This is a genomic window from Paenibacillus sp. JNUCC 34, from assembly GCF_058269055.1.
In genome coordinates this window covers 1,630,757-1,650,214 of sequence record NZ_CM177770.1, presented here as the reverse complement: position 1 = coordinate 1,650,214, position 19,458 = coordinate 1,630,757, and the positions used below count along the sequence as shown (strand labels likewise).

General features: G+C 44.6%; 21 protein-coding genes and 1 other RNA gene. 11 read left to right on the top strand and 11 right to left on the bottom strand.

What is annotated here, in order from left to right; genetic code table 11:
• Positions 1-102: 102 nt before the first annotated feature.
• A complete protein-coding gene (gltC, locus tag AC2TF5_RS07585) occupies positions 103-1,035 on the bottom strand; it encodes a glutamate biosynthesis transcriptional regulator GltC (protein WP_491301573.1) in 933 nt (310 codons plus the stop codon).
• 76 nt (positions 1,036-1,111) lie between these two features.
• Positions 1,112-1,729, bottom strand: coding sequence for a rhomboid family intramembrane serine protease (locus AC2TF5_RS07580; RefSeq protein WP_491301572.1), 618 nt, complete (start codon positions 1,727-1,729; stop codon positions 1,112-1,114).
• 125 nt (positions 1,730-1,854) lie between these two features.
• On the opposite strand from AC2TF5_RS07580, the gene tpx reads away from it, so the two are divergent.
• Complete coding sequence (gene tpx, locus AC2TF5_RS07575) at positions 1,855-2,373, top strand: thiol peroxidase (RefSeq protein ID WP_491301571.1); 519 nt, start codon at positions 1,855-1,857, stop codon at positions 2,371-2,373.
• Positions 2,374-2,436: 63 nt separating this feature from the next.
• Here tpx and AC2TF5_RS07570 read toward each other — a convergent pair whose 3' ends face one another.
• The 3 genes from AC2TF5_RS07570 to AC2TF5_RS07560 form a co-directional block, all read right to left on the bottom strand.
• Positions 2,437-2,829 (bottom strand): DUF1499 domain-containing protein, encoded by a 393-nt coding sequence (locus AC2TF5_RS07570; RefSeq protein ID WP_491301570.1) that lies wholly within the window; start codon positions 2,827-2,829, stop codon positions 2,437-2,439.
• A 170-nt stretch (positions 2,830-2,999) separates the two neighbouring features.
• A non-coding RNA gene (gene ssrS, locus AC2TF5_RS07565) (6S RNA) lies at positions 3,000-3,190 on the bottom strand.
• A 36-nt stretch (positions 3,191-3,226) separates the two neighbouring features.
• Entirely contained in the window at positions 3,227-4,036 is an 810-nt protein-coding gene (locus AC2TF5_RS07560; protein ID WP_491301569.1) for a YesL family protein, read from the bottom strand.
• 188 nt (positions 4,037-4,224) lie between these two features.
• Here AC2TF5_RS07560 and AC2TF5_RS07555 point away from each other — a divergent pair, with 188 nt between their 5' ends.
• The gene (locus AC2TF5_RS07555; protein ID WP_481856657.1) at positions 4,225-4,335 is read left to right on the top strand and encodes a YjcZ family sporulation protein; all 111 of its coding nucleotides are present in this window, start codon (positions 4,225-4,227) and stop codon (positions 4,333-4,335) included.
• A gap of 138 nt (positions 4,336-4,473) precedes the next feature.
• Here AC2TF5_RS07555 and cshA read toward each other — a convergent pair whose 3' ends face one another.
• On the bottom strand, positions 4,474-6,069 hold the full coding sequence (gene cshA, locus AC2TF5_RS07550) for a degradosome RNA helicase CshA (RefSeq protein WP_491301568.1): 1,596 nt from the start codon (positions 6,067-6,069) through the stop codon (positions 4,474-4,476).
• Positions 6,070-6,351: 282 nt separating this feature from the next.
• On the opposite strand from cshA, the gene AC2TF5_RS07545 reads away from it, so the two are divergent.
• The 4 genes from AC2TF5_RS07545 (at position 6,352) to AC2TF5_RS07530 (ending at position 10,512) form a co-directional block, all read left to right on the top strand.
• Entirely contained in the window at positions 6,352-7,179 is an 828-nt protein-coding gene (locus AC2TF5_RS07545; RefSeq protein ID WP_491301567.1) for a YitT family protein, read from the top strand.
• Positions 7,180-7,359: 180 nt separating this feature from the next.
• Positions 7,360-7,548 carry a hypothetical protein gene (locus tag AC2TF5_RS07540; protein WP_379248790.1) on the top strand — a complete coding sequence of 63 codons (189 nt, stop codon included), beginning with the start codon at positions 7,360-7,362 and terminating at the stop codon, positions 7,546-7,548.
• A 282-nt stretch (positions 7,549-7,830) separates the two neighbouring features.
• The gene (locus AC2TF5_RS07535; protein ID WP_491301566.1) at positions 7,831-9,003 is read left to right on the top strand and encodes a putative glycoside hydrolase; all 1,173 of its coding nucleotides are present in this window, start codon (positions 7,831-7,833) and stop codon (positions 9,001-9,003) included.
• Between the two features lie 141 nt (positions 9,004-9,144).
• Positions 9,145-10,512, top strand: coding sequence for an MATE family efflux transporter (locus AC2TF5_RS07530; RefSeq protein ID WP_491301565.1), 1,368 nt, complete (start codon positions 9,145-9,147; stop codon positions 10,510-10,512).
• Positions 10,513-10,555: 43 nt separating this feature from the next.
• On the opposite strand, the gene AC2TF5_RS07525 is transcribed toward AC2TF5_RS07530, so the two are convergent.
• The 4 genes from AC2TF5_RS07525 to AC2TF5_RS07510 all read right to left on the bottom strand — a co-directional run bounded on the left by AC2TF5_RS07525 (position 10,556) and on the right by AC2TF5_RS07510 (position 14,980).
• A complete protein-coding gene (locus AC2TF5_RS07525; RefSeq protein WP_491301564.1) occupies positions 10,556-10,756 on the bottom strand; it encodes a DUF3906 family protein in 201 nt (66 codons plus the stop codon).
• A gap of 83 nt (positions 10,757-10,839) precedes the next feature.
• Entirely contained in the window at positions 10,840-11,811 is a 972-nt protein-coding gene (gene pfkA / locus AC2TF5_RS07520; protein WP_491301563.1) for a 6-phosphofructokinase, read from the bottom strand.
• Positions 11,812-11,831: 20 nt separating this feature from the next.
• Positions 11,832-12,914, bottom strand: a complete 1,083-nt coding sequence (locus AC2TF5_RS07515; protein ID WP_491301562.1) for a tetraprenyl-beta-curcumene synthase family protein — start codon at positions 12,912-12,914, stop codon at positions 11,832-11,834.
• 965 nt (positions 12,915-13,879) lie between these two features.
• Entirely contained in the window at positions 13,880-14,980 is a 1,101-nt protein-coding gene (locus AC2TF5_RS07510) for an amidase domain-containing protein (RefSeq protein WP_491301561.1), read from the bottom strand.
• A gap of 171 nt (positions 14,981-15,151) precedes the next feature.
• Here AC2TF5_RS07510 and AC2TF5_RS07505 point away from each other — a divergent pair, with 171 nt between their 5' ends.
• A complete protein-coding gene (locus tag AC2TF5_RS07505) occupies positions 15,152-15,514 on the top strand; it encodes a hypothetical protein (protein WP_491301560.1) in 363 nt (120 codons plus the stop codon).
• Between the two features lie 585 nt (positions 15,515-16,099).
• Positions 16,100-16,450, top strand: a complete 351-nt coding sequence (locus AC2TF5_RS07500) for a hypothetical protein (protein ID WP_491301559.1) — start codon at positions 16,100-16,102, stop codon at positions 16,448-16,450.
• 203 nt (positions 16,451-16,653) lie between these two features.
• Here the strand turns inward: AC2TF5_RS07500 and AC2TF5_RS07495 are convergent, their stop codons facing one another.
• Positions 16,654-16,851, bottom strand: a complete 198-nt coding sequence (locus tag AC2TF5_RS07495) for a cold shock domain-containing protein (RefSeq protein ID WP_208918476.1) — start codon at positions 16,849-16,851, stop codon at positions 16,654-16,656.
• A gap of 184 nt (positions 16,852-17,035) precedes the next feature.
• Between AC2TF5_RS07495 and AC2TF5_RS07490 the strand changes: the two genes are divergently transcribed.
• The 3 genes from AC2TF5_RS07490 to pepF all read left to right on the top strand — a co-directional run bounded on the left by AC2TF5_RS07490 (position 17,036) and on the right by pepF (position 19,448).
• On the top strand, positions 17,036-17,269 hold the full coding sequence (locus AC2TF5_RS07490; RefSeq protein ID WP_491301558.1) for a hypothetical protein: 234 nt from the start codon (positions 17,036-17,038) through the stop codon (positions 17,267-17,269).
• Positions 17,270-17,273: 4 nt separating this feature from the next.
• Positions 17,274-17,456 carry a hypothetical protein gene (locus AC2TF5_RS07485; protein ID WP_491301557.1) on the top strand — a complete coding sequence of 61 codons (183 nt, stop codon included), beginning with the start codon at positions 17,274-17,276 and terminating at the stop codon, positions 17,454-17,456.
• A gap of 201 nt (positions 17,457-17,657) precedes the next feature.
• Complete coding sequence (gene pepF, locus AC2TF5_RS07480) at positions 17,658-19,448, top strand: oligoendopeptidase F (RefSeq protein ID WP_491301556.1); 1,791 nt, start codon at positions 17,658-17,660, stop codon at positions 19,446-19,448.
• Positions 19,449-19,458 lie beyond the last annotated feature (10 nt).

Below are 19,458 nucleotides of genomic sequence, written 5' to 3'. Positions count from 1 at the left end.
AATACCAAATAGCCCAGCCAAGGAAAAATCCTCGGCTGGGCTGCTTTTTCTTTTATTGGAAATATTCCTGTTCGTGGAATCTATCGTTCATCTTATACAGTACTAAGAGCGGGACGGGGTACTGTCTTTGGTTGGCTGTGCAGCCGGACCAAGACCGAAATATTGCAATAGAAACGTCCGAAATGCCTGAGCGACTGGTGGTAGCTTCTCATCAGCCCGATGAATAAGCCCGATTGAGCGGGTTACTTTCGGTTCTGTGATGCTTACTCTCGCTGGCTGTAGCGGATTTGTCTGGAACAGTGCCATTTCCGGCAGCAGACTTACTCCCATGCCAGCAGCGACCAGACCTCGGATGGTATCCGTTTCCTCTCCCTCAAATGCGATTTTTGGAGTAAAACCAGCCTCCAGGCAGGCATGCCACACAATCGGGCGAAGAGAGTAGCCTTTGCTGAAGAGTACAAAGCGATCATCTTTAAGCTGTTCCAGCTTGATACTCTTCTCACCCGCAAGCGGGTGATTAGGAGGCAGGACAGCGAATAACTCCTCAGTCAGTACCACATCTCCCCCCACCTGATCATGACGCTCAGGGAACGGAGATACGAAAGCCAGATCAACTTCCGCAGAGATGACATCCCGGATCAGCGTTGGGAACATGCCCTGTTTGAAGCGGAACTTCACATTCGGATAATTCTTCCGAAATTCCGCTACGACAGACGGTATCAGATGAATACCGAGGCTGTGGGGAAATCCGATCCGTATCTCCCCCTGCTCCGGATCCAGAAATTCATGAATTTCTATTACCGCACGGTCCAGATCTTTCATAATACCTTCCACCCGTTTACAGAACAACTGGCCGACAGGTGTCAGCTGCAGGTTACGTCCCTTCTGCATAAACAGATTAACACCGAGCTCTTCCTCCAACTGATGAATCTGCCGGCTAACCGCAGACTGGGCCACGTGAAGCTCTTCTGCCGCTTGGGTAACGTGTTCCTTCTGCGCAACCTTTACGAAGTATTGTAACTGTCTCAATTCCACGCGATAATCGCTCCATTCTTAATTCCCTTGCTACTTTTTACTTATTATCAAATACATTGACCGCACCATTACCGGGTCACATCCGACGTTGTTTTACGAGACGGATTAGCAAGCCGTAAATAAAGAAACCGCCAACCATTCCGCTTAAATGAGCCACCATGCCGATTCCAGGAGCAAACGAAAAAAGAATCCCCATTATAAGCAGGGTATAGAGCATCTTTCTAGAGGCTTCATCCATCTTGTTACGCTGGAATAGGGCGATATACAGAAATGCTCCATACACCCCGTAGATAGCACCGGAGGCTCCTACAAGTAACGTAAGCCTGCCTATATTATCATAATGGGCAACACTGACGATATTTGCAATAAAGCCGCTGCAGAGGTATAGCAGTGCATATTTAAACGTACCAAGTATTCGTTCAAGCGGAGGTGCAATCACCAACAGACCAAAACTGTTAAAGAACAAGTGATCAAATCCGTTGTGCAAGAACATAGCTGCAAAATACCGCCACCATTCTCCACGAAACGGTTCTTCGTTGATGACCGCTCCATACTCAACCAGCGTATTTAAGTTTGTCGATCCGCCGTTAAACGTCAAAATAAAGAACATGACGAGGTTCGCAATTAACAGCAGCGAGGTAAACGGATAATAACGTAGGTAGCTTTTCCAATTTTCATATCGAATAAATATCATGGCATCCTCCTATCCCATCATCGGACACAGGAGTATCCTTAGGTGGACATTCCCTTTTTAAAAAGATTATAATGTACCATGAACCTAATCACCAAATTTTGAAATATTTAAGGAGGAGATTTTTCATGGCTCAAGAACGTACAGGCGTCGCTACATTTAAAGGCAACCCTCTTACTCTCATCGGACCCGAACTTCAGGTAGGCGACACAGCTCCTGATTTCACAGTCAGCAAAAATCTGCTGGAAGACGTATCACTTAAGGATTTTGCAGGCAAAATCAAGCTGATCAGCGTCGTTCCTTCCCTTGACACCGGTGTATGCGATGCGCAGACCCGCCGCTTTAACGAGGAAGCAGCCGGACTGGGAGATGACGTAGTCATCCTAACCGTTAGCGCAGACCTCCCATTCGCTCAAGCACGCTGGTGCGGAGCAGCCGGTGTAGATCGGGTCATTACTTTGTCTGACTACAAATCCCGTTCCTTCGGGCAAGGCTACGGCGTGCTTATTAAGGAATTCCAGCTCGACATGCGCTCCATCTTCGTTGTGGATCAGAACGATAAAGTTACTTATGTGGAGTATCTCGGCGAAATGACAGAGCACCCTAACTATGAAGCAGCCATTGAGGCCGTCAAGTCTCTGCGATAATATTCTGCTTACATATTGTCACACTTTTAAAGCGGGAGAGCAGCTCTCCCGCTTTTTTCGTGTTTAACTATCGAGTTTATACTTGGCGAGCTTTTTGTCCAAAACTGAAAATAAATTTAAAATAACACGATAGTTAGCTCCCAGGTCACCAAGAGAGCCGCGGGAAGCCGAATACATATCGATAGCGGACCTTACAGGATTAATTCCAAGCACTGATACCGTAATATCCAATGTACGTCCGAATGAGGTTTTTTTCTCCAATGTAATTTCACCGACTGAAGGCACCTCATGAAGCACTTTGTAACCCGGAATTTTTTTGAGAGTTGAGGATACTTCTTCAAAACACTTCTCTTTAGAGAGATTGTAATAACGCGTTTTCAGCTTGGGGTCTTTAGCACGGTCGCTTGTGCCGTCATAGCTGCGCACGATACCCGTTAGAACTCGTTTTAATGACAAAGACCGTTCCTCCTTTATAAATGACCGTTCCCTTTTCACTCTCTAGTGTATCAATTGTTTATACTTTCAGCAAACCTTTATTGTATTTATATACATCATCTTATAATTTCAAAAAAGCGCCCCTTACCTTCGACGAAATCAAAGGAAGAGGCGCTCATTCATAAGCTAAATAAAAACCCGCCTATGCCGTCCGGTAACATTGTCTTCGAACCTGCGTAAACAGGTGGGTGACCTCAGATTCGTATATGAATTCCCCTTGTCGTATAGACAGGGCTTTTCAGCAACGAAACGATGTTGATCTCCCGAGACATCGTCATTGGTTCAAAACAACGGAATACCGAAACGCACATCGCAGGATGTAGTCTTATTATAGGGGCTTTTTCGGAAAAAGTAAACCCTATGATTTTCGTGGTTTCGACTCTTTTTCGTCGGATTTAACATTATCCATGCTTTCCAGCAAAGCTTGTTCCGCCGATTCTTCCTCTTCAATCTGTTTCAGACGTTCTGCCTGCTCCTGCATTTTCAGGTATGTCGTATAAAAATTAAAGAAAGCAAACAACGCCATCAGAGAGAACAGGAAAAAAACGAACAGCACCGGCATTTTCGTGCCGATAAATATCAAGATAGCGCATCCAGCCAGCGTCGAAAAAACACGAAACGGACGGATCAGTGTAAGCAAGATCGCATTTTTTAGCAGTTGGCGTGTCTTCATTTCATAATGAACGGCCATCGAAAAGAAATTGAACATGGAAACGAACAATACAAGAAGCAACACCAACATGACAATTCCAACAAGCTGGAAGCCTTCAAGCTGTGTCATATAAACGGTGTAGTCAACATACATGATGACAAACAGCAAAGTATAGACAAAACCGCCGATCATCGCTTGTTTGTAATTTTCTTTATACCCCTTGAAAAAAGTCTTAAAAATCGGAATATCCGGATCACCCATAACCCATTTTCTCACAACCGTAAACATTGCTGCTGTTGCAGGGAATAGAAGGAACGGGGCCAATATCCCCATGATCCAATTCGCCAACAGTTGCTCATTGTGCGCATTCGGCGTCTGAACCGCCATCAAGAACTTTGTCAGAAGCATAAATAAAAATGGCGAAGAACATAAAGCCCACAAAATATTGGTAAAAGCGATGCGGGTTATCCATTCGGTAACTTTATATAAGCCACCCATGGCTCCTTTCATTTCCAAAACGTTTCCTCCTCACTCAATCACATGCATGTATCTAATAATATACCTTATTTTGCACACCTATGACCAGAGCCTAATTTACAGAGGTTTTGGGTTAACGTCCAATCCATCCATGCCATCCCCCCATAATATATGGACGTAATCATAAACAACCATTAACAACCTAACGGTAAAGGAGTTGAATGTTCATGTCCTGTGGTACTGTCGGCGGTTTTGGATTCGGTCCTTCAATAGGGACCATCTTGGTCCTCTTTATCTTGCTGGTTATTATCTTGCGTTGTACTTCTTGCTTCATCTAATAATGATCTAAGTCCGTCTAATAAGGGTGCTGTTACTCCAAAGTTTATACTTTCTTATCTCTAAATCAAAAAAGACGGAGCAGCCGCTTTAAGCAGTTGCTCCGTCTTCCTTTTTGCTGGCATCAATCTAAAGCCAGATTAACCTCTGTAAGAATCGTCACCGCTACGGTTAGGGCGACGGTCTCCGCTGTTAGTCCGAGGCTTGCGGTCTCCGCTGTTGCTTCGGTCACGGTTGTAGCCGCCGCTGCCGCCACTACCGCCATCACGTCCGTAGCCGCCTTTGGAGTATCCTCCACGTCCACCGCTACCGCTGCTATTGCGATCACGGTTGTAACCACCGGAGTTGTTGCTGCGGCCATAACTGCCACTAGGCTTGCGTCCACTACGGATATCCGGTTTCCGGCGTTTCGCGCGAATCGGATCTTCCGGTGTAAGCTGTACATCAGCTTCTTTTTTGGAATCGCCAGTTAACAGTTTCATCGCTGATGCGAGCAACTGTACGGAATCATACTGCTCTAGAAGCTGAATAGCCAAACCTTTGTACTCGTTAAGCTCACCGTTCTCTACGGTATCAAGTACACGCTCCGCAGTTACGCGCTGTTTGCCTTCAATAGCTTCTGCCATCGTTGGAAGCGGCTTACGCGGAATACGGTGACGGGTTACCCGTTCGATGAAATGAAGGTGATCCATTTCCCGTGGAGTTACGAAAGACCATGCCGTACCTTCTTTACCAGCACGGCCTGTACGGCCGATACGGTGTACATAACTCTCTGGATCCTGCGGAAGGTCAAAGTTCACGACATGTGATACGCCCGATACGTCGAGGCCACGGGCAGCTACGTCTGTTGCTACCAAAACGTCAATGCTACCATCACGGAATTTCCGCATAACCGTATCACGCTGATGCTGAGACAGGTCACCATGCAGTCCGTCTGCGGAGTAACCGCGTTTCTGCAATGCTTCTGCCAGTTCATCTACCCGGCGCTTGGTACGTCCAAAGACGATGGCAAGATCAGGAGATTCCATGTCGATCAAGCGGCTCAGAGCTTCAAATTTCTGACGCTCAGGCACTTCAATGTAAGCTTGGTCGATCAATGGCGCACTAACGTGCTTAGGAATAACGGATACATGCTCAGGGTTTTTCAAGAATTGCTGTGCAAGCTTCTGAATGTTAGGAGGCATTGTTGCCGAGAAGAGCATTGTTTGGCGTTCGTCAGGCACGAGCTTAAGAATGGACTGAATGTCATCCATGAAGCCCATATCCAGCATTTCATCTGCTTCATCCAGAACAACGGTCTGAACATCATCCAAACGGATTGTTTTTCTGTTAATGTGGTCAAGTAAACGTCCTGGTGTGCCGATAATAATTTGAGGCTTCTTTTTTAAAGCGCGAATTTGGCGGCTGATGTCCTGCCCGCCGTAAATTGGGAGGGAACGGATTCCTTTAAAACGGGATAATTTACCGATTTCCTCAGCTACCTGAATAGCCAGTTCCCGGGTCGGTGTCATAACGAGAGCGACAATACGATCCTCTTCTTTGGCAATCTTGCTGATCAGGGGAAGACCGAATGCTGCGGTTTTACCTGTACCGGTCTGTGCTTGTCCGATCATATCTTTGCCGGAGATCGCAATCGGAATGGATTGGGATTGAATCGGAGTGGCTTCTTCAAACCCCAACTCTGTTATTGCCTGGAGCACCTGTGGCTCCAAACCGAATTCTGCAAATGTTTTCAATAGGTTCATACTCCTTCTATCTAGTGGACATCCCACTTTCTTCTCTGTATTCTTAAGTAGCGGTAACGTTTATAGGCTTTCCCGGCCCGCAGGATTTTCTGCATGAGGTGGACCGTTTTTTTATCTGGCCGCCAGTCCATGGGTCGGCTAATGTATAATCATCCTGTTAAGCATGCAAAGTTTTCATTGTAACGAACTACTCAAGAATATCCAACACATTATATCACAAAACAATTCTGGAATACCAGCAAGCTCCTTTAACTAATACTACTTATAGAGGTGATGCATTTGATAAAACATATTTGGAGCTATCTCGCCATTTTGTTCGGCGGAATCGTTATAGCATGCGGCTTTAACTTATTTCTCATCCCCCATCATCTTCTCAGCGGCGGAGTTTCCGGACTAGCCATGCTGATTGGTTATTTTTCCCCTTTCAATATTAGTGTCATGTACTTTGTACTTAATATCCCGATTCTGATTGCCGGGTGGATTAAGCTTGGCAAACGGTTTATTGGGTTCAGTATATTGTCCGTTATCATGGTCACTTTATTGCTGGAATTTATTCCTGTTAAAGCGGTGGCTTCTGATATGCTGCTCTCTGCTGTATTTGGCGGAGTTTTGGTAGGTCTTGGCGGCGGATTATCTTTTCGGGTCGGCGGCTCCACAGGCGGCTTTGATATCATCGGTTCCCTTGTGACGCGTTATCGTGATTTCCCGGTTGGCAATGTGCTTGTTGGAATGAATACTTTGGTTATTTTGGCAGTAGCTTATATGGAAGAGGACTGGAATCTAGCCTTGGCTTCCATGCTATCTATTTACGTTACCGGAAAGATCATTGATCTTGTCCACATTAGCCACATTAAAGTTACGTTGTTTATTGTGACTGACCAGACGGAAGCACTGCTTGAAAAATTGCTGAAGCGTCCACGCGGCGTTACTAAGATTAAAACCGAAGGAGCCTTTAGCCACAAGGAAAAAGATATGCTGATGACCGTAACAACCCGGTATGAGCTTGCCGAATTGAAAACCATCATTACCGAGACGGATCCAGAAGCTTTTGTTAACGTTGTGGAGACAGTTGCGGTTATGGGACAATTCCGCAGGAGTTAGTTTTTCCCATTTCAAGAGATAAAGATTAATAATTGTGGTATAATATTAAAGCGCGGTTCCTACAATATTCATGAGGTATCTTTAAACCAGCCCCTAGGCAATTTTTATTAGCTTTTCCGTTTTACTGCAGACGTCCTGCCTAACCTAACGTCAAGGAAGGAAAGGGTGATTTTTGTGGAAATGGAAACTGTAAAACTGTCAGAAATCGTCATGAAGTGGTTTCCGGACATGATGCCTTTCTTTAGACAGAACGAGCTGAATTCCATGATCGTTCTAAGGGATGGGCTGAATATTCTGGAAGAGGACGACGCCTTGGAGATTATTCAATACAGTATTTGCGAGCATCAGAACCAAGCTTACCTTCATTAAATCGTGATCAAAAGTCACAAGATTTTGTTAGCAATGCCGTTTTTCCCGAAATATTTCGCGGAGAAACGGCATTTTTTATCCTCGATAAAGTGGTTATCATCCGCAACTTCAGACTTTTCCGTTTTAATCACTCCCAATTCGTTTAAAAACACTTAGTACCTGGTTAAAATAAAAAGCCCTCTGTTACATATCAGTATTCTTATTGTAACAAACCTGTTCTTTTTATTGGTAGCGGTTCCTTTATAATCATGTAGTGAATGTACACAAGGGAGAGAAGCATTTATGAACATCATCTTAGCTTTACTAATTTGGACTATAGGAGGAATGGGAGCAAACGGGCAGCCGGACGCTGGTCAAGTGACCAACTTGCTTCACACTACGGTTAATTCCACCATAACCCAGCAGCAAAACACCGGAGATAACGGTCCCAAGCAAACAACTGTGAAAAGCGATCCACAGGAAGAAGCACCCAAAGTGAAAGGAATTTATGTGACAGCTTACAGTGCAGGCGGTTCACGTATGGATCAACTTGTGAATTTGCTTGATAAGACCGAATTGAACGCCATGGTTATTGACATTAAAGATGATGAGGGATACATAACTTATAAGACGGATAATCCTAAGCTTAAAGAGCTTGGAAAGCCGCAGCCTTTTATTAAAGACATCGATAAATTGATGCAGCGGCTGAATAAGCACGACATTTATCCGATCGCCAGAGTGGTTGTATTCAAAGACACGATCCTCGCCAAGAAAAATCCTGAACTTTCCTTCCGTAAAAGCGACGGCAGCGTGTGGCAAAACGGCAGAGGCGAAAGCTTTGTTAACCCGTACAGCAAAGAAGTGTGGGACTATAACATTGAAATTGCCAAGGAAGCAGCCAAACTCGGGTTTAAAGAAATCCAGTTCGACTACGTTCGCTTCCCAGAAGGGTTCGAAAAACGAGCCGATTCCTTGAAATATACGAAGAGTAATCAATCCCGTGTTGATGTCATATCTGAGTTTGTTAAATATGCCCGTAAAGAACTCGCACCGCTCGGCATTCGGGTATCGGTCGATATTTTTGGATATGCAGCTTCTGTACCGGCAGCAGAAGGTATCGGTCAGGACTTTGTCAAAATTTCCAAGCATGTAGACGTCATTAGCCCTATGGTTTATCCGAGTCATTACACGACAGGCTGGTACGGCTCCAAAGTGCCTGACAAAGCGCCTTATCAGACAATCAAGGGTTCTATGAAAGACACGCATAAAAAACTCGATCCGCTCGGATCCTACAAGCCAATTATCCGTCCTTGGATTCAGGACTTTACCGCCAGCTGGCTCGGTAGCGGTAATTATGCCAAATACGGGAAAAAAGAAATTGAAGAACAAATCCGTGCGCTTCAGGATATGAATGTAGATGAATACCTGCTCTGGAATGCGGCTAATCGCTACACTCCAGGTGTAACTTACAAGTAAATCGCCATTATGATCCATTCTCGAAAGGTCCAGCCAAACGTGCCGGACCTTTTTATTTTCTTATAGATTGTTATATCGGAGCAGATTGATTACAATAGGAAGTTGTTAAAAATATATACCAGCAAAGAAGGATCTCATTATATGAATAAGACATTTACAACCCGGCAGAAGCTGAAACAATTCGCTGTTATTCTGCTTCCTATTCTCATCACACAGCTTGCTCTGTCTGCCATCACTTTTTTCGATACGAATATGTCTGGTAAATTCAGCTCGGCAGATCTTGCCGGGGTAGCTATTGCAACAAGTATTTGGATACCTGTTCAGACTGGACTCAGCGGTATTCTTATGGGGATCACCCCGATTGTGTCTCAATTTATGGGCGCCCGTAGGGAGGATAAAGTAGCCTATCAGGTTATACAAGCTCTGTGGCTCGCAGTGATCCTGGCTCTGGTTGTTCTCGGCATCGGTTATCTCGTCGTTCCCAACATACTGAATGCCATGACGCTGGAGCCTGCTGTCAGAGACATCGCTTCCCACTTCCTGATGGCTATTTCAGCCGGTATTGTTCCTCTCTTCGCTTATACTGTGCTCCGCTGCTTCATTGACGGTCTCGGACAAACCCGGGTATCCATGGTCATTACGCTTATTTCGTTGCCAATCAACGTAACGCTGAACGCCCTATTCATATTTGGTAACTGGGGCTTCCCGAGACTTGGCGGTGTTGGTGCAGGTATTGCCTCAGCCATCACATACTGGGTTGTCTTTCTCGTTGCAATTGTGGTTGTTCATAACATGCATCCATTTTCCAGCTTCCGCATATTTCGAAGCATTCCGAAGATTTCGATTGCCGCCTGGAAGAGTCACTTGAAGATCGGTGTGCCCATCGGTTTCTCGATTTTTTTTGAAACAGCGGTATTTGCGGCGGTCACCCTGATGATGAGCAATTTTGATACTGTTACTATTGCAGCTCATCAGGCAGCCATGAACTTTGCAACAACCTTATACATGCTTCCACTCAGTATCTGTATGAGCTTGACGATCTTGGTCGGATTTGAAGCCGGTTCAGGGCGAATGAAAGATGCAAGGCAGTATGCCAAGCTTGGAATCGGACTAGCCGTTATCCTGTCATTGATTACAGCCGTTATTCTGATGCTTTTTAGCCGTCAGGTAGCAGGACTCTATTCTAATGAACCGAGCGTTGTAGAACTGATACAGCATTTTCTGCTGTACGCTATCTTTTTTCAAATATCCGATGCGATCGCAACACCGACTCAAGGGGCATTACGCGGCTATAAAGACGTCAACGTGGCATTTATGCTCGCGTTTCTCTCTTACTGGGTCATCGGCCTACCTGTAGGTTATGTGCTGGCTAACTTCACCTCTTTAGCCGCCTTCGGATACTGGATCGGATTAATTACAGGCCTTGCTGTGGGGGCTACCCTCCTGCTCATCCGCCTGGTCAAAGTTCAGCGCAAATTTGCCCACGGCAAGCTTGCTGATGCACATTAAATTCACTAACAGTAAAGGGACCGCCATCAGGCAGTCCCTTTTTTTACGTTTCAATAACATATGCCGCGCCGGGAGAAATCCGTTTCTTTTCAAGCAAGGTCACTTCCCGGATATCCGGCATCGTTAGAAAATGCCGCTCAACATGCTCATCCACCGCAGAAAATGCTTGTTCTTCATCCTCGGCAGCCGTTATCACTACCAACTTGCCTTTGTCACATTCCACTTCCAATCGGTATAAATACATCACACTCTCCCCCTTTCTGGTCTAGAATATATTTGAAAAAAACCCCGCAGGATTTCCTGCAGGGCCGGTTCTGGAAAAGTTGCTTATTGAGACAGGCGCAATGCCAACTCATACATATCCATGTCGAATTCTTTTTTCGTGTTGACGACTTTGTCAATATCCGTAAGAACTAGTTCGCCTTTTATAATGCCGCAGCCCTTATCCGACTCACCTTGAATCAGACTGCGAACTGCGAAGTCGCCAAGGCGGCTTGCAAGGTTACGGTCAAACGGAGTCGGTGCTCCACCGCGCTGAATATGGCCCAGTACGGTTACACGAGCATCGATAGATGCATGGCGCTCCTTCAGAGCGTTTGCCACATCTTCACCTTTGCCAACTCCTTCAGCCACAATCACAATACTATGACGTTTACCGTTACAGAAGTTCTCCTTCATCCGATCAGCAATTTCATCCATGTTATACGGCACTTCAGGCACCAGGATCGTTTCCGCTCCGGAGGCAAGCCCTGCATGCAAGGCAATATCCCCGCAGTGGCGTCCCATAACCTCTACAACGGACGAACGGGCATGAGAAGACATCGTGTCACGCAGTTTGTTAACCGCATCTACAACAACGCTCACGGCCGTGTCAAAGCCAATCGTATAATCGGTAAAAGAAATATCGTTGTCAATTGTACCTGGCAGTCCCATCGTTTTAATACCCAGCTTGCTTAGCTTGTTGGCACCCTGATAGGAGCCGTCTCCGCCAATCACAACAAGGCCGTCGATACCGTGCTCGTTCAACACGTTGGCACCCTTCTGCTGGCCTTCCAGTGTCTTGAATTCCGGACAGCGGGCGGATTGCAGGATCGTACCTCCGCGCTGGATGATATCGCCGACGCTGCGAAGATCCATCTGATAAATTTCATTATTAATCAAACCTTGATATCCGCGTTGAACACCGTATACTTCTAGCCCGTGATACAAGCCGCTTCGAACAACGGAACGCAGTGCCGCGTTCATCCCCTGGGAATCTCCCCCGCTTGATAGAACTGCAATTTTTTTAACTTCTGCCATGTTCTTCTTCCTCCTTATTGTCACTCATTCTTATGCTTGCGGATCCATCGACTATTGACAAAAAAGAAAAGACGCGTCATCGGACTTCTCTTCATCAACCGTTTGGATACGGAGCGAACCAATTGCTGTTCGCTGACTTTGGGATCGGATAAATATAAAGCCAGTAATCCCTCAATGATCATACGATGAAAAGGAGTTGAGGGAATTGCTGTAACATCCTTCCGGGCCCATTCAACGATGGAAGCGATACGGTTCAGCATCGTATCGGCGTCTTCATAATAATTGCAGAAATTAAGATCGCCGCCCAACCTGTCTTCGTCTTGATCGATCAGATAATCCAGCATAATGTGGAGACTGCATACATTGGGAAAGTAAGACGCATGAATAGAAGATGCATCCTGTTCATCCAGAAATGGATCCGTTGCAGCCAAAAACAACATGAATACCCCAAGGGTAGACCCTGTTGCGGCAGCAAACTCATTCCACCTTAGATGAGGCGTCCGATGGGCTTGCTGTGACCACCATTCCAGGAGCGCAGCTTCCCTTTTTTCCGGATGAATATGCTTGTACACCTGTAAGTCGATATAAAGCTCGGCCAAGTCGCGAATATACGGCTTGGCAGCTTCGTATCCCGAAAGCTGACTAATGCAGTCACGGCAGGTCTGTACAAGACGCCCTAGGTAACCGCCATCTTCTTTTTCCGAACGGTATGCATAGTAATCCGCCGGCTCCGTACCCGGAGTCACCGCATCCAGCATCGACTGGTGGAGCTGCCTGAAGTCGACAGGATCCAAGGAAGTACTACGGTCGCATAAATTATCGAGATAGTCGCTAATGGTCTGATAAGCCACTATTAACGGAATCAAAATATGCTTATCCGGTAGGCTCGCTGCGGCATAAACTGCCCCGCCCTGGCAATGAAATTGCTTCGTTTCAATGCTGGCAAGTGCCTGCTTTCGGAGCTCCTCATTGGGAATTTGTTCGGCGTCCCGACGCCACTGGTCCAGTTCGGCAGCCACTTCCGGGAGAATGAACTTATACACCCGGCTCATGAGGCCGATTGGACTACGCGGAACTTTACGGCTTAGCTCTTGATCATTCAATGAACTCTGCCTCCACATGGTTGTCATTTTTATACCTATCCAAATCAAACCTATTATAATATGATCGACTCTTTTGTACAAATAACACACATCACTGAAGAAATATTTCGGGTGGTTTTCGTATCTTTGTTCAATCTTTTTCGTAAGAAAAATCTCTATCGACGTACCTCAAGAAGACAGACCGCACTTAGCGGTAGTTTTTCTTGGGAGATAAGGATGCGGTTTGCTCCGATGTTTATACTTTCTTCTCTCTAAAAAAAGACTTAATTTCTGAAATTTATGTAAAATCCGAATAACAACATTTCACCTATCAGCACTGTGCTATACTTAGCGTTGTCATACAACCCGTGTTCTAAACTGAACTGTTCGCATGGCATTAAAAGTGATGTTCGCCACATCATCTCGGCTTAAGCAGCGAAAGCGTTCCAGATCAGTTATTATCGCCTTATCTCGGGCGTTCACAGTTACAGAACCGGGCGCTTTTGTGATATAGAAAGGCATACCTTGGTTTGTGGAGATCCAGCAAAACCAGTTCACTGAAAGAGTTATGCAGGATAAGATAAACCTGTATGAGCAGTATTACCTGAGTAGGGAGTAAAGGAGAGAGCCTTGTCAGCCAATAGGTAGGAAAATATTCCCTTATGTATGGATCATAGGCAAAGGTAATTATAATATAAGTGAACGACCTTTCGGGGTATACAAGGCGATTGTTAATGAGATCTTAGCGCGGATAAACGGTAAACTGAAGTTTAGAAATTTTAGTCTTGAGATTCCAGTTTCTGAAGACATAAATAATAGATCATCCTTAAAAAGAGCGCCTTATACGTACGGTATCGACATTGTTACAAACTAAAAGCCAGCTATTCCCTTGAATAGGAATAGCCGGCTTTCTTTCAGATGTTTTTGTTTTCGTATATGGCTTTGATATCGCTTATGTTAATTTTCTTCAAACGAAATATCGGGTATTAGCTTGGAATTTCAAGGATTTCAAAGTAGTCATAGTTACCATAAGATTTTGAGATAGCATCAAGAAGTGGAAGGGCCTGTCTTTCATTGGAGTGCCCGGCAAGTTTGTAATCAGCATTAGCAGCGTCAAAGCCAGAAATAATCATGACATGGGTTGGGGTAGTGATCCAGCCTGCAGCTCCTTGATGGAAAATGACTACATCGCCCATATAGATTGAAGAATTGTTGTAAACATTTCTATGGTTTTGTTCGTAATTTGTCCTAGAGTACGAATGAACTGTAGATTTTGGTTTCCAGTAACTGCTGAATGCCTCGACACTAATCCAAGGACTAGGATCTGATAATGTCCAGCTGTAATCTAACTCTTTTGCACTTTTAGGAGCTAGGTAAGTAGAATTCTTTTTATAAACATACCAATTTCCAGCCATCGCTTTCCCACCACCAGTATACATGGCTTGAGATACAAAGTTTGTACAATCACTACCCCAGCCTGCATTAAAGGCAGGGAAGTTAGTGCTGTATTTATTATAATTGTTATATGCCCAATTACCCGCAGCAGATCCGTTATAGGCTGCTAATAATTGATTTGAATCAGTCTCTGTTTTCGTGATTTCTTTCAGAAATGTTTGAGCCTGCTGATCACCGGATGAACTGGCATAACGATCTAAAAATCCCTTAAGTACTTCTTGGTCTGCAACTTGTATGGATGTGTAATATTTCTGGATTTCGTGCATAGCCTTAATTTTGTCTTCTTTGACAAGTGATAATGTTTTTTCTTGAATATTTAGCTCGCTAGATATTGATTGAAGTATAGCAGCGACATCAAGATCTTTTTTGTAATACGAATCCAAATTGGCAAGAATGATTTTTTCTTCTTCAGCAGGATCTACTACATAATCCCTTTCTTCGACCGTCTCTTCCTTATTCTCATTGAGATGCTGCTCAATATACGGATTATTTTTGACACTGACATCGGCACTAATCACAATTTCATTTGAATCCACAATTTGCGAAGGAGTAACCTCATTTGCAAAAGCAGTAAAACTACTCAACATGAGCGCAGCACAAGTGGCTAGAGGAATAAAATATCTCTTTTTCATACCAGATAACATTCCTTCCATATTTTAGGTGTATTTGTTACAATTCTAGTAAAGCACAATGAACAAAAGGATTCAATATATTTCCAGTAAATATTTACAAAATTCTTCCTGAATTTTCAAATTCCTTGTTTAATCTGAGTGTCCTAAGTTTATTAAAAAGGGGAAAAACGAATGAGTTTAAAAGGACTGAAGTCAAAAAGATTTAAACAGATTAGGATAGTACTTATAATTTTGTTGATGTTAATTATTATTGAACAGATCCCAGTTATACAACGTTTTACTGCGATATCTACATCTCAAGTATATGTTTATGTAAAATATGGGGGCGACTTATCGTTTACAGGAATTGAGTATGTACCTCAGTTCGGGGATTATTTTGTCTCTTATGAAAACAAAGTAGGTGAAAAACTTTCATTCATTGTCTCACCAAATTTTTTTCCTGTGTTGGTTACATATGATCCAATAGTAAAAAAAACCGGTAAATTAGGGGAATTGGGTATGCAGATCAACTGGCATTATGCTACAAAGGAATAAAAACCAAGACTTATAGTAGGGTGAATTTCTAGTGGCAGCTGCCTATTCTATTTTTTACCTACACATGTTTAGATCGTCGTGGTTTTAAGGGGCATGCTTTAGAAGTGTTAAGTGATACCTAGCAAATACTGAAGGAACGAGTAGATAATCTACTCGTTCCTTCTACTGGTCCAGTTTCGTATATCGGCAGTCGGAGTCCGTTGCACACTCAACAACATCCGGATCGTAGTCAAACCACTGACCATCTTGGCTGTAGATGTTCAAAGTGAAAGTCTTGCCAGTCCCTGACAGCTCGATGTTTTCCAACATGATCTGGAGCTTGGCCAGCGATAAATATCAAACACTCAAAAAAATTATGATTATCCTCATTGCCGGACAGCTGTTCATGCTGCTTGAGATGACCGGCGCATCCGGGTTTACTCCTGTCTTTTTGATTATCACGATTTTCTACTTCTTCTATTACCCTGTCTATCCTCTAACCCGATACAATGGCTATTCAAACCGCTCAGCGTTATGGCCGAAGTTTTACGGTCATTCGGGTGTTCGGCTCTTTAGGATATGCCTTTTTTGCATTAGGGATTGGATATGTTATCAGCGTTGCAGGCGTATCCTGGACACTCGGGATCGGTATCGGAATCGGTACATGCGGTCCGTTATATCACCCGGCTTATACCAGGCCGTTACCGGGCGACCGGGATAGCACTGTTTACGGTATTCTGGTCCAGTGCATCCGGGCTGATCAGCGGTACCTTTGGCGGGATGTTGTCTGAAACAGCCGGCAGGGATTCCTTCTACTATCTAGCCACTGTTCTAGCTTTCGTGGCTGCATTAGGATTTCTGGGAAGACATCTGTTTGCTAAAGCGATGGATACTTTTGTGGAAGCCATTGACGATCTAGAAACCCAGACTACAGTAGAGTCTATTGACACAAAATAATACAAAAAAGGGTAAGCTGCGTCCGAAAGACGATGCGCTTACCTTTTTCTATGAAGCGCCTTATCCTCTGCCTATTGTTAAAAAAACACAGCAAAAGACAAAAAGACACAGCTCTCAATGAGAACTGTGTCTGATGCCTTAGTAAACAAATATCCTGATTAAGATCACTCTTAATCTATAAGATCTCCGTTGTAGGAGTTAACTTACAGTTTTGTTACGTTGGCTGCTTGAGCACCACGGTTACCTTCAGTGATTTCGAACTCAACCGCTTGGCCTTCTTCCAAAGTTTTGAAGCCGTCTCCTTGGATTGCGGAGAAGTGTACGAATACGTCTTCGCCACCTTCAACCGAAATAAAGCCGTAACCTTTTTCTGCGTTAAACCATTTAACTGTACCTTTCAAATGAACAACCTCCTAAAAATACCGCCATCTATGGCGAATATCCATATTATATCCCATGTTTTCTGACAATGCAATCCATCATTTTGCTGTCTCAGCTTTTTTTAAAGCGTTTTTCTTATTTGCTTTTCAGACCACGAGTGCGTTATCATTTACACAAAAAGCCCAATAGTAACGGAGAATGCATATGATAAAAAAACATGAAATATACAAAAAAGACAAATGGAACATGATGACGGTTGAGGTGCAGGGTCGCTACATCGTTCTTCGTGAAATTTCCGACCAATGGGGTGAAGAAACGCATACCTTCATGAGCCGTCCAGCTTTGATGCAGTGGGCACAAAACCGTTTTCCGAAAGAAGAGTATACGGAACAGGAAGATGAATGGCGGCGCATAATGGACGCCTTCAAGCAGGTATAAACAGATGGACTATTCCAACGCTGTTATCTTCATTATTCTTGCTTTCAGCCTTGGGCTCATTATGATCATGAACAAGGACCGTATCCCTCAGAGGATCCGGAGAGGAATGGCTTTAACTGCTGTCGCCTTGGTCTTGTTCGCCTTCTACATTATTGTATACAGTTTAGTTACTATGGGTTCCTCCTAAAGTAAAGGATGAAAGGGACGGGGACGCGGCATACTATCGCTCGAAACTATTTTTTCGAGGAGGTTATGCCCAATGAAGCGTGCAAGAGCACTCTGCCTGACCTTAGCGCTAAGTCTCCTGCCACTTCCCGCCCTTCACTCAGACGTTTTAGCCGAAGGTGCCCGATCTATATCATATTCTCATCAATCAAGGAGGATTCCCATGGAAAAAGTAATGAAACGTTCCGAAGTCCCAACCGAGCATCAGTGGAAGCTGCAAGATCTGTTCGCAGATCAGAAAGCTTGGGACAATGCTTACAATGAAGTTCAACGTCTGATCAAGACTGCCGCCGATTTTCAAGGCAAGTTAACCAATGCGGAATCGACCAAACAATGCTTCGAGCTTGAAGATGAAGTGGGGCTTCATACCGAGAGACTATTCGTTTACGCACATATGCATCATGACGAAGATACGGCCAATCCTACATACCAGGCTCTTACCCAAAAGGCAAAAAAGCTTAGCGTTGAAGTCGGTGAAGCTCTTTCTTTCATCACGCCGGAAATTCTTGCTTTGTCGGAAGGTGAGCTTGACAAGCTGATTGCTGACCCAACACTTGCAGACTACCGGTTCACTTTGACAGAAATGAAGCGTGAGAAAGCCCATATTCTGTCCAAAGCCGAGGAAGCTCTTCTCGCTCAGGTCGGCAACATGTCCTCTGCACCGCAGACGATTTTTGGCATGCTGAACAATGCAGACATGAAATTCCCGAAAATCAAAGACGAAAATGGTAAAGAAGTAGAACTAACGCATGGAAGCTACATCCAGTTCCTTGAGAATCCGAACCGCGAAGTGCGCGAAGCGGCCTTCAAAGCGGTTTATGAAACCTACGGTAAACAAAAGAACACCATCTCCGCCACTCTAAGTGCCAACGTGAACAAAAACATATTTTATTCCCGTGTGCGCAAGTACCCTTCCGTACTGGAAATGTCCCTATATGGCGACAACATTCCGAAGGAAGTGTATACGAACCTGATCGATACGATCCATGAAAGCTTGCCTCTGCTACATCGATACATGAATCTCCGTAAGAAGCTGCTGGGCGTGGATGAGCTTCATATGTACGATCTATTCGCTCCTCTTGTGGAAGAATACAAGATGGACATCACTTACGATCAAGCGAAGCAGAAGATCAAGGATGGACTTCACCCACTTGGAGAGGATTATCTAAAAAACCTTCAAGACGGTTATGACAATGGCTGGATCGATGTCTATGAGAATGAAAACAAACGTACCGGTGCATACAGCTGGGGAGCTTACGGCACACATCCTTACGTACTGCTGAACCATAAGGACAATCTGAACAGCATGTTCACACTTGCTCATGAAATGGGTCATGCGCTGCATTCGTTCTACTCGGACACCAACCTGAAGTACCGTGATGCCCAGTACACGATCTTCCTCGCTGAAGTCGCTTCTACAACCAATGAAGCTCTGCTGATGGATTATCTGCTAAAAAAATCTACGGATCCAAAGGAAAAAATGTACCTGCTTACCTATTATGCAGATCAGTTCCGCACTACCGTGTTCCGTCAGACCATGTTCGCAGAGTTCGAGAAAATCGTACACGAACGTGCTGAAAGCGGCGAATCGCTCACTCCTCAGGACCTCTCGGATATCTATTATGACCTGAATGTGAAATATCACGGCAAGAACATGACTGTAGATAAAGAAATTGGCATGGAATGGGCGCGCATTCCACATTTCTATAACAGCTTCTATGTTTACAAATACGCAACAGGCTTCTCGGCCGCAACCAGCTTCTCGAAGCAAATTCTTGAAGAAGGCCAGCCAGCCGTCGACCGCTACCTCGGTTTCCTGAAAAGCGGCGGAAGTGATTTCTCCATCAATATTTTGAAAAAAGCCGGAGTCGATATGTCTTCCCCAGAGCCGATCCGCGAAGCGATGAGCGTATTCGAAAATGTGATCTCCCAGATGGAAGAACTGACAAAATAAAACCCGGACC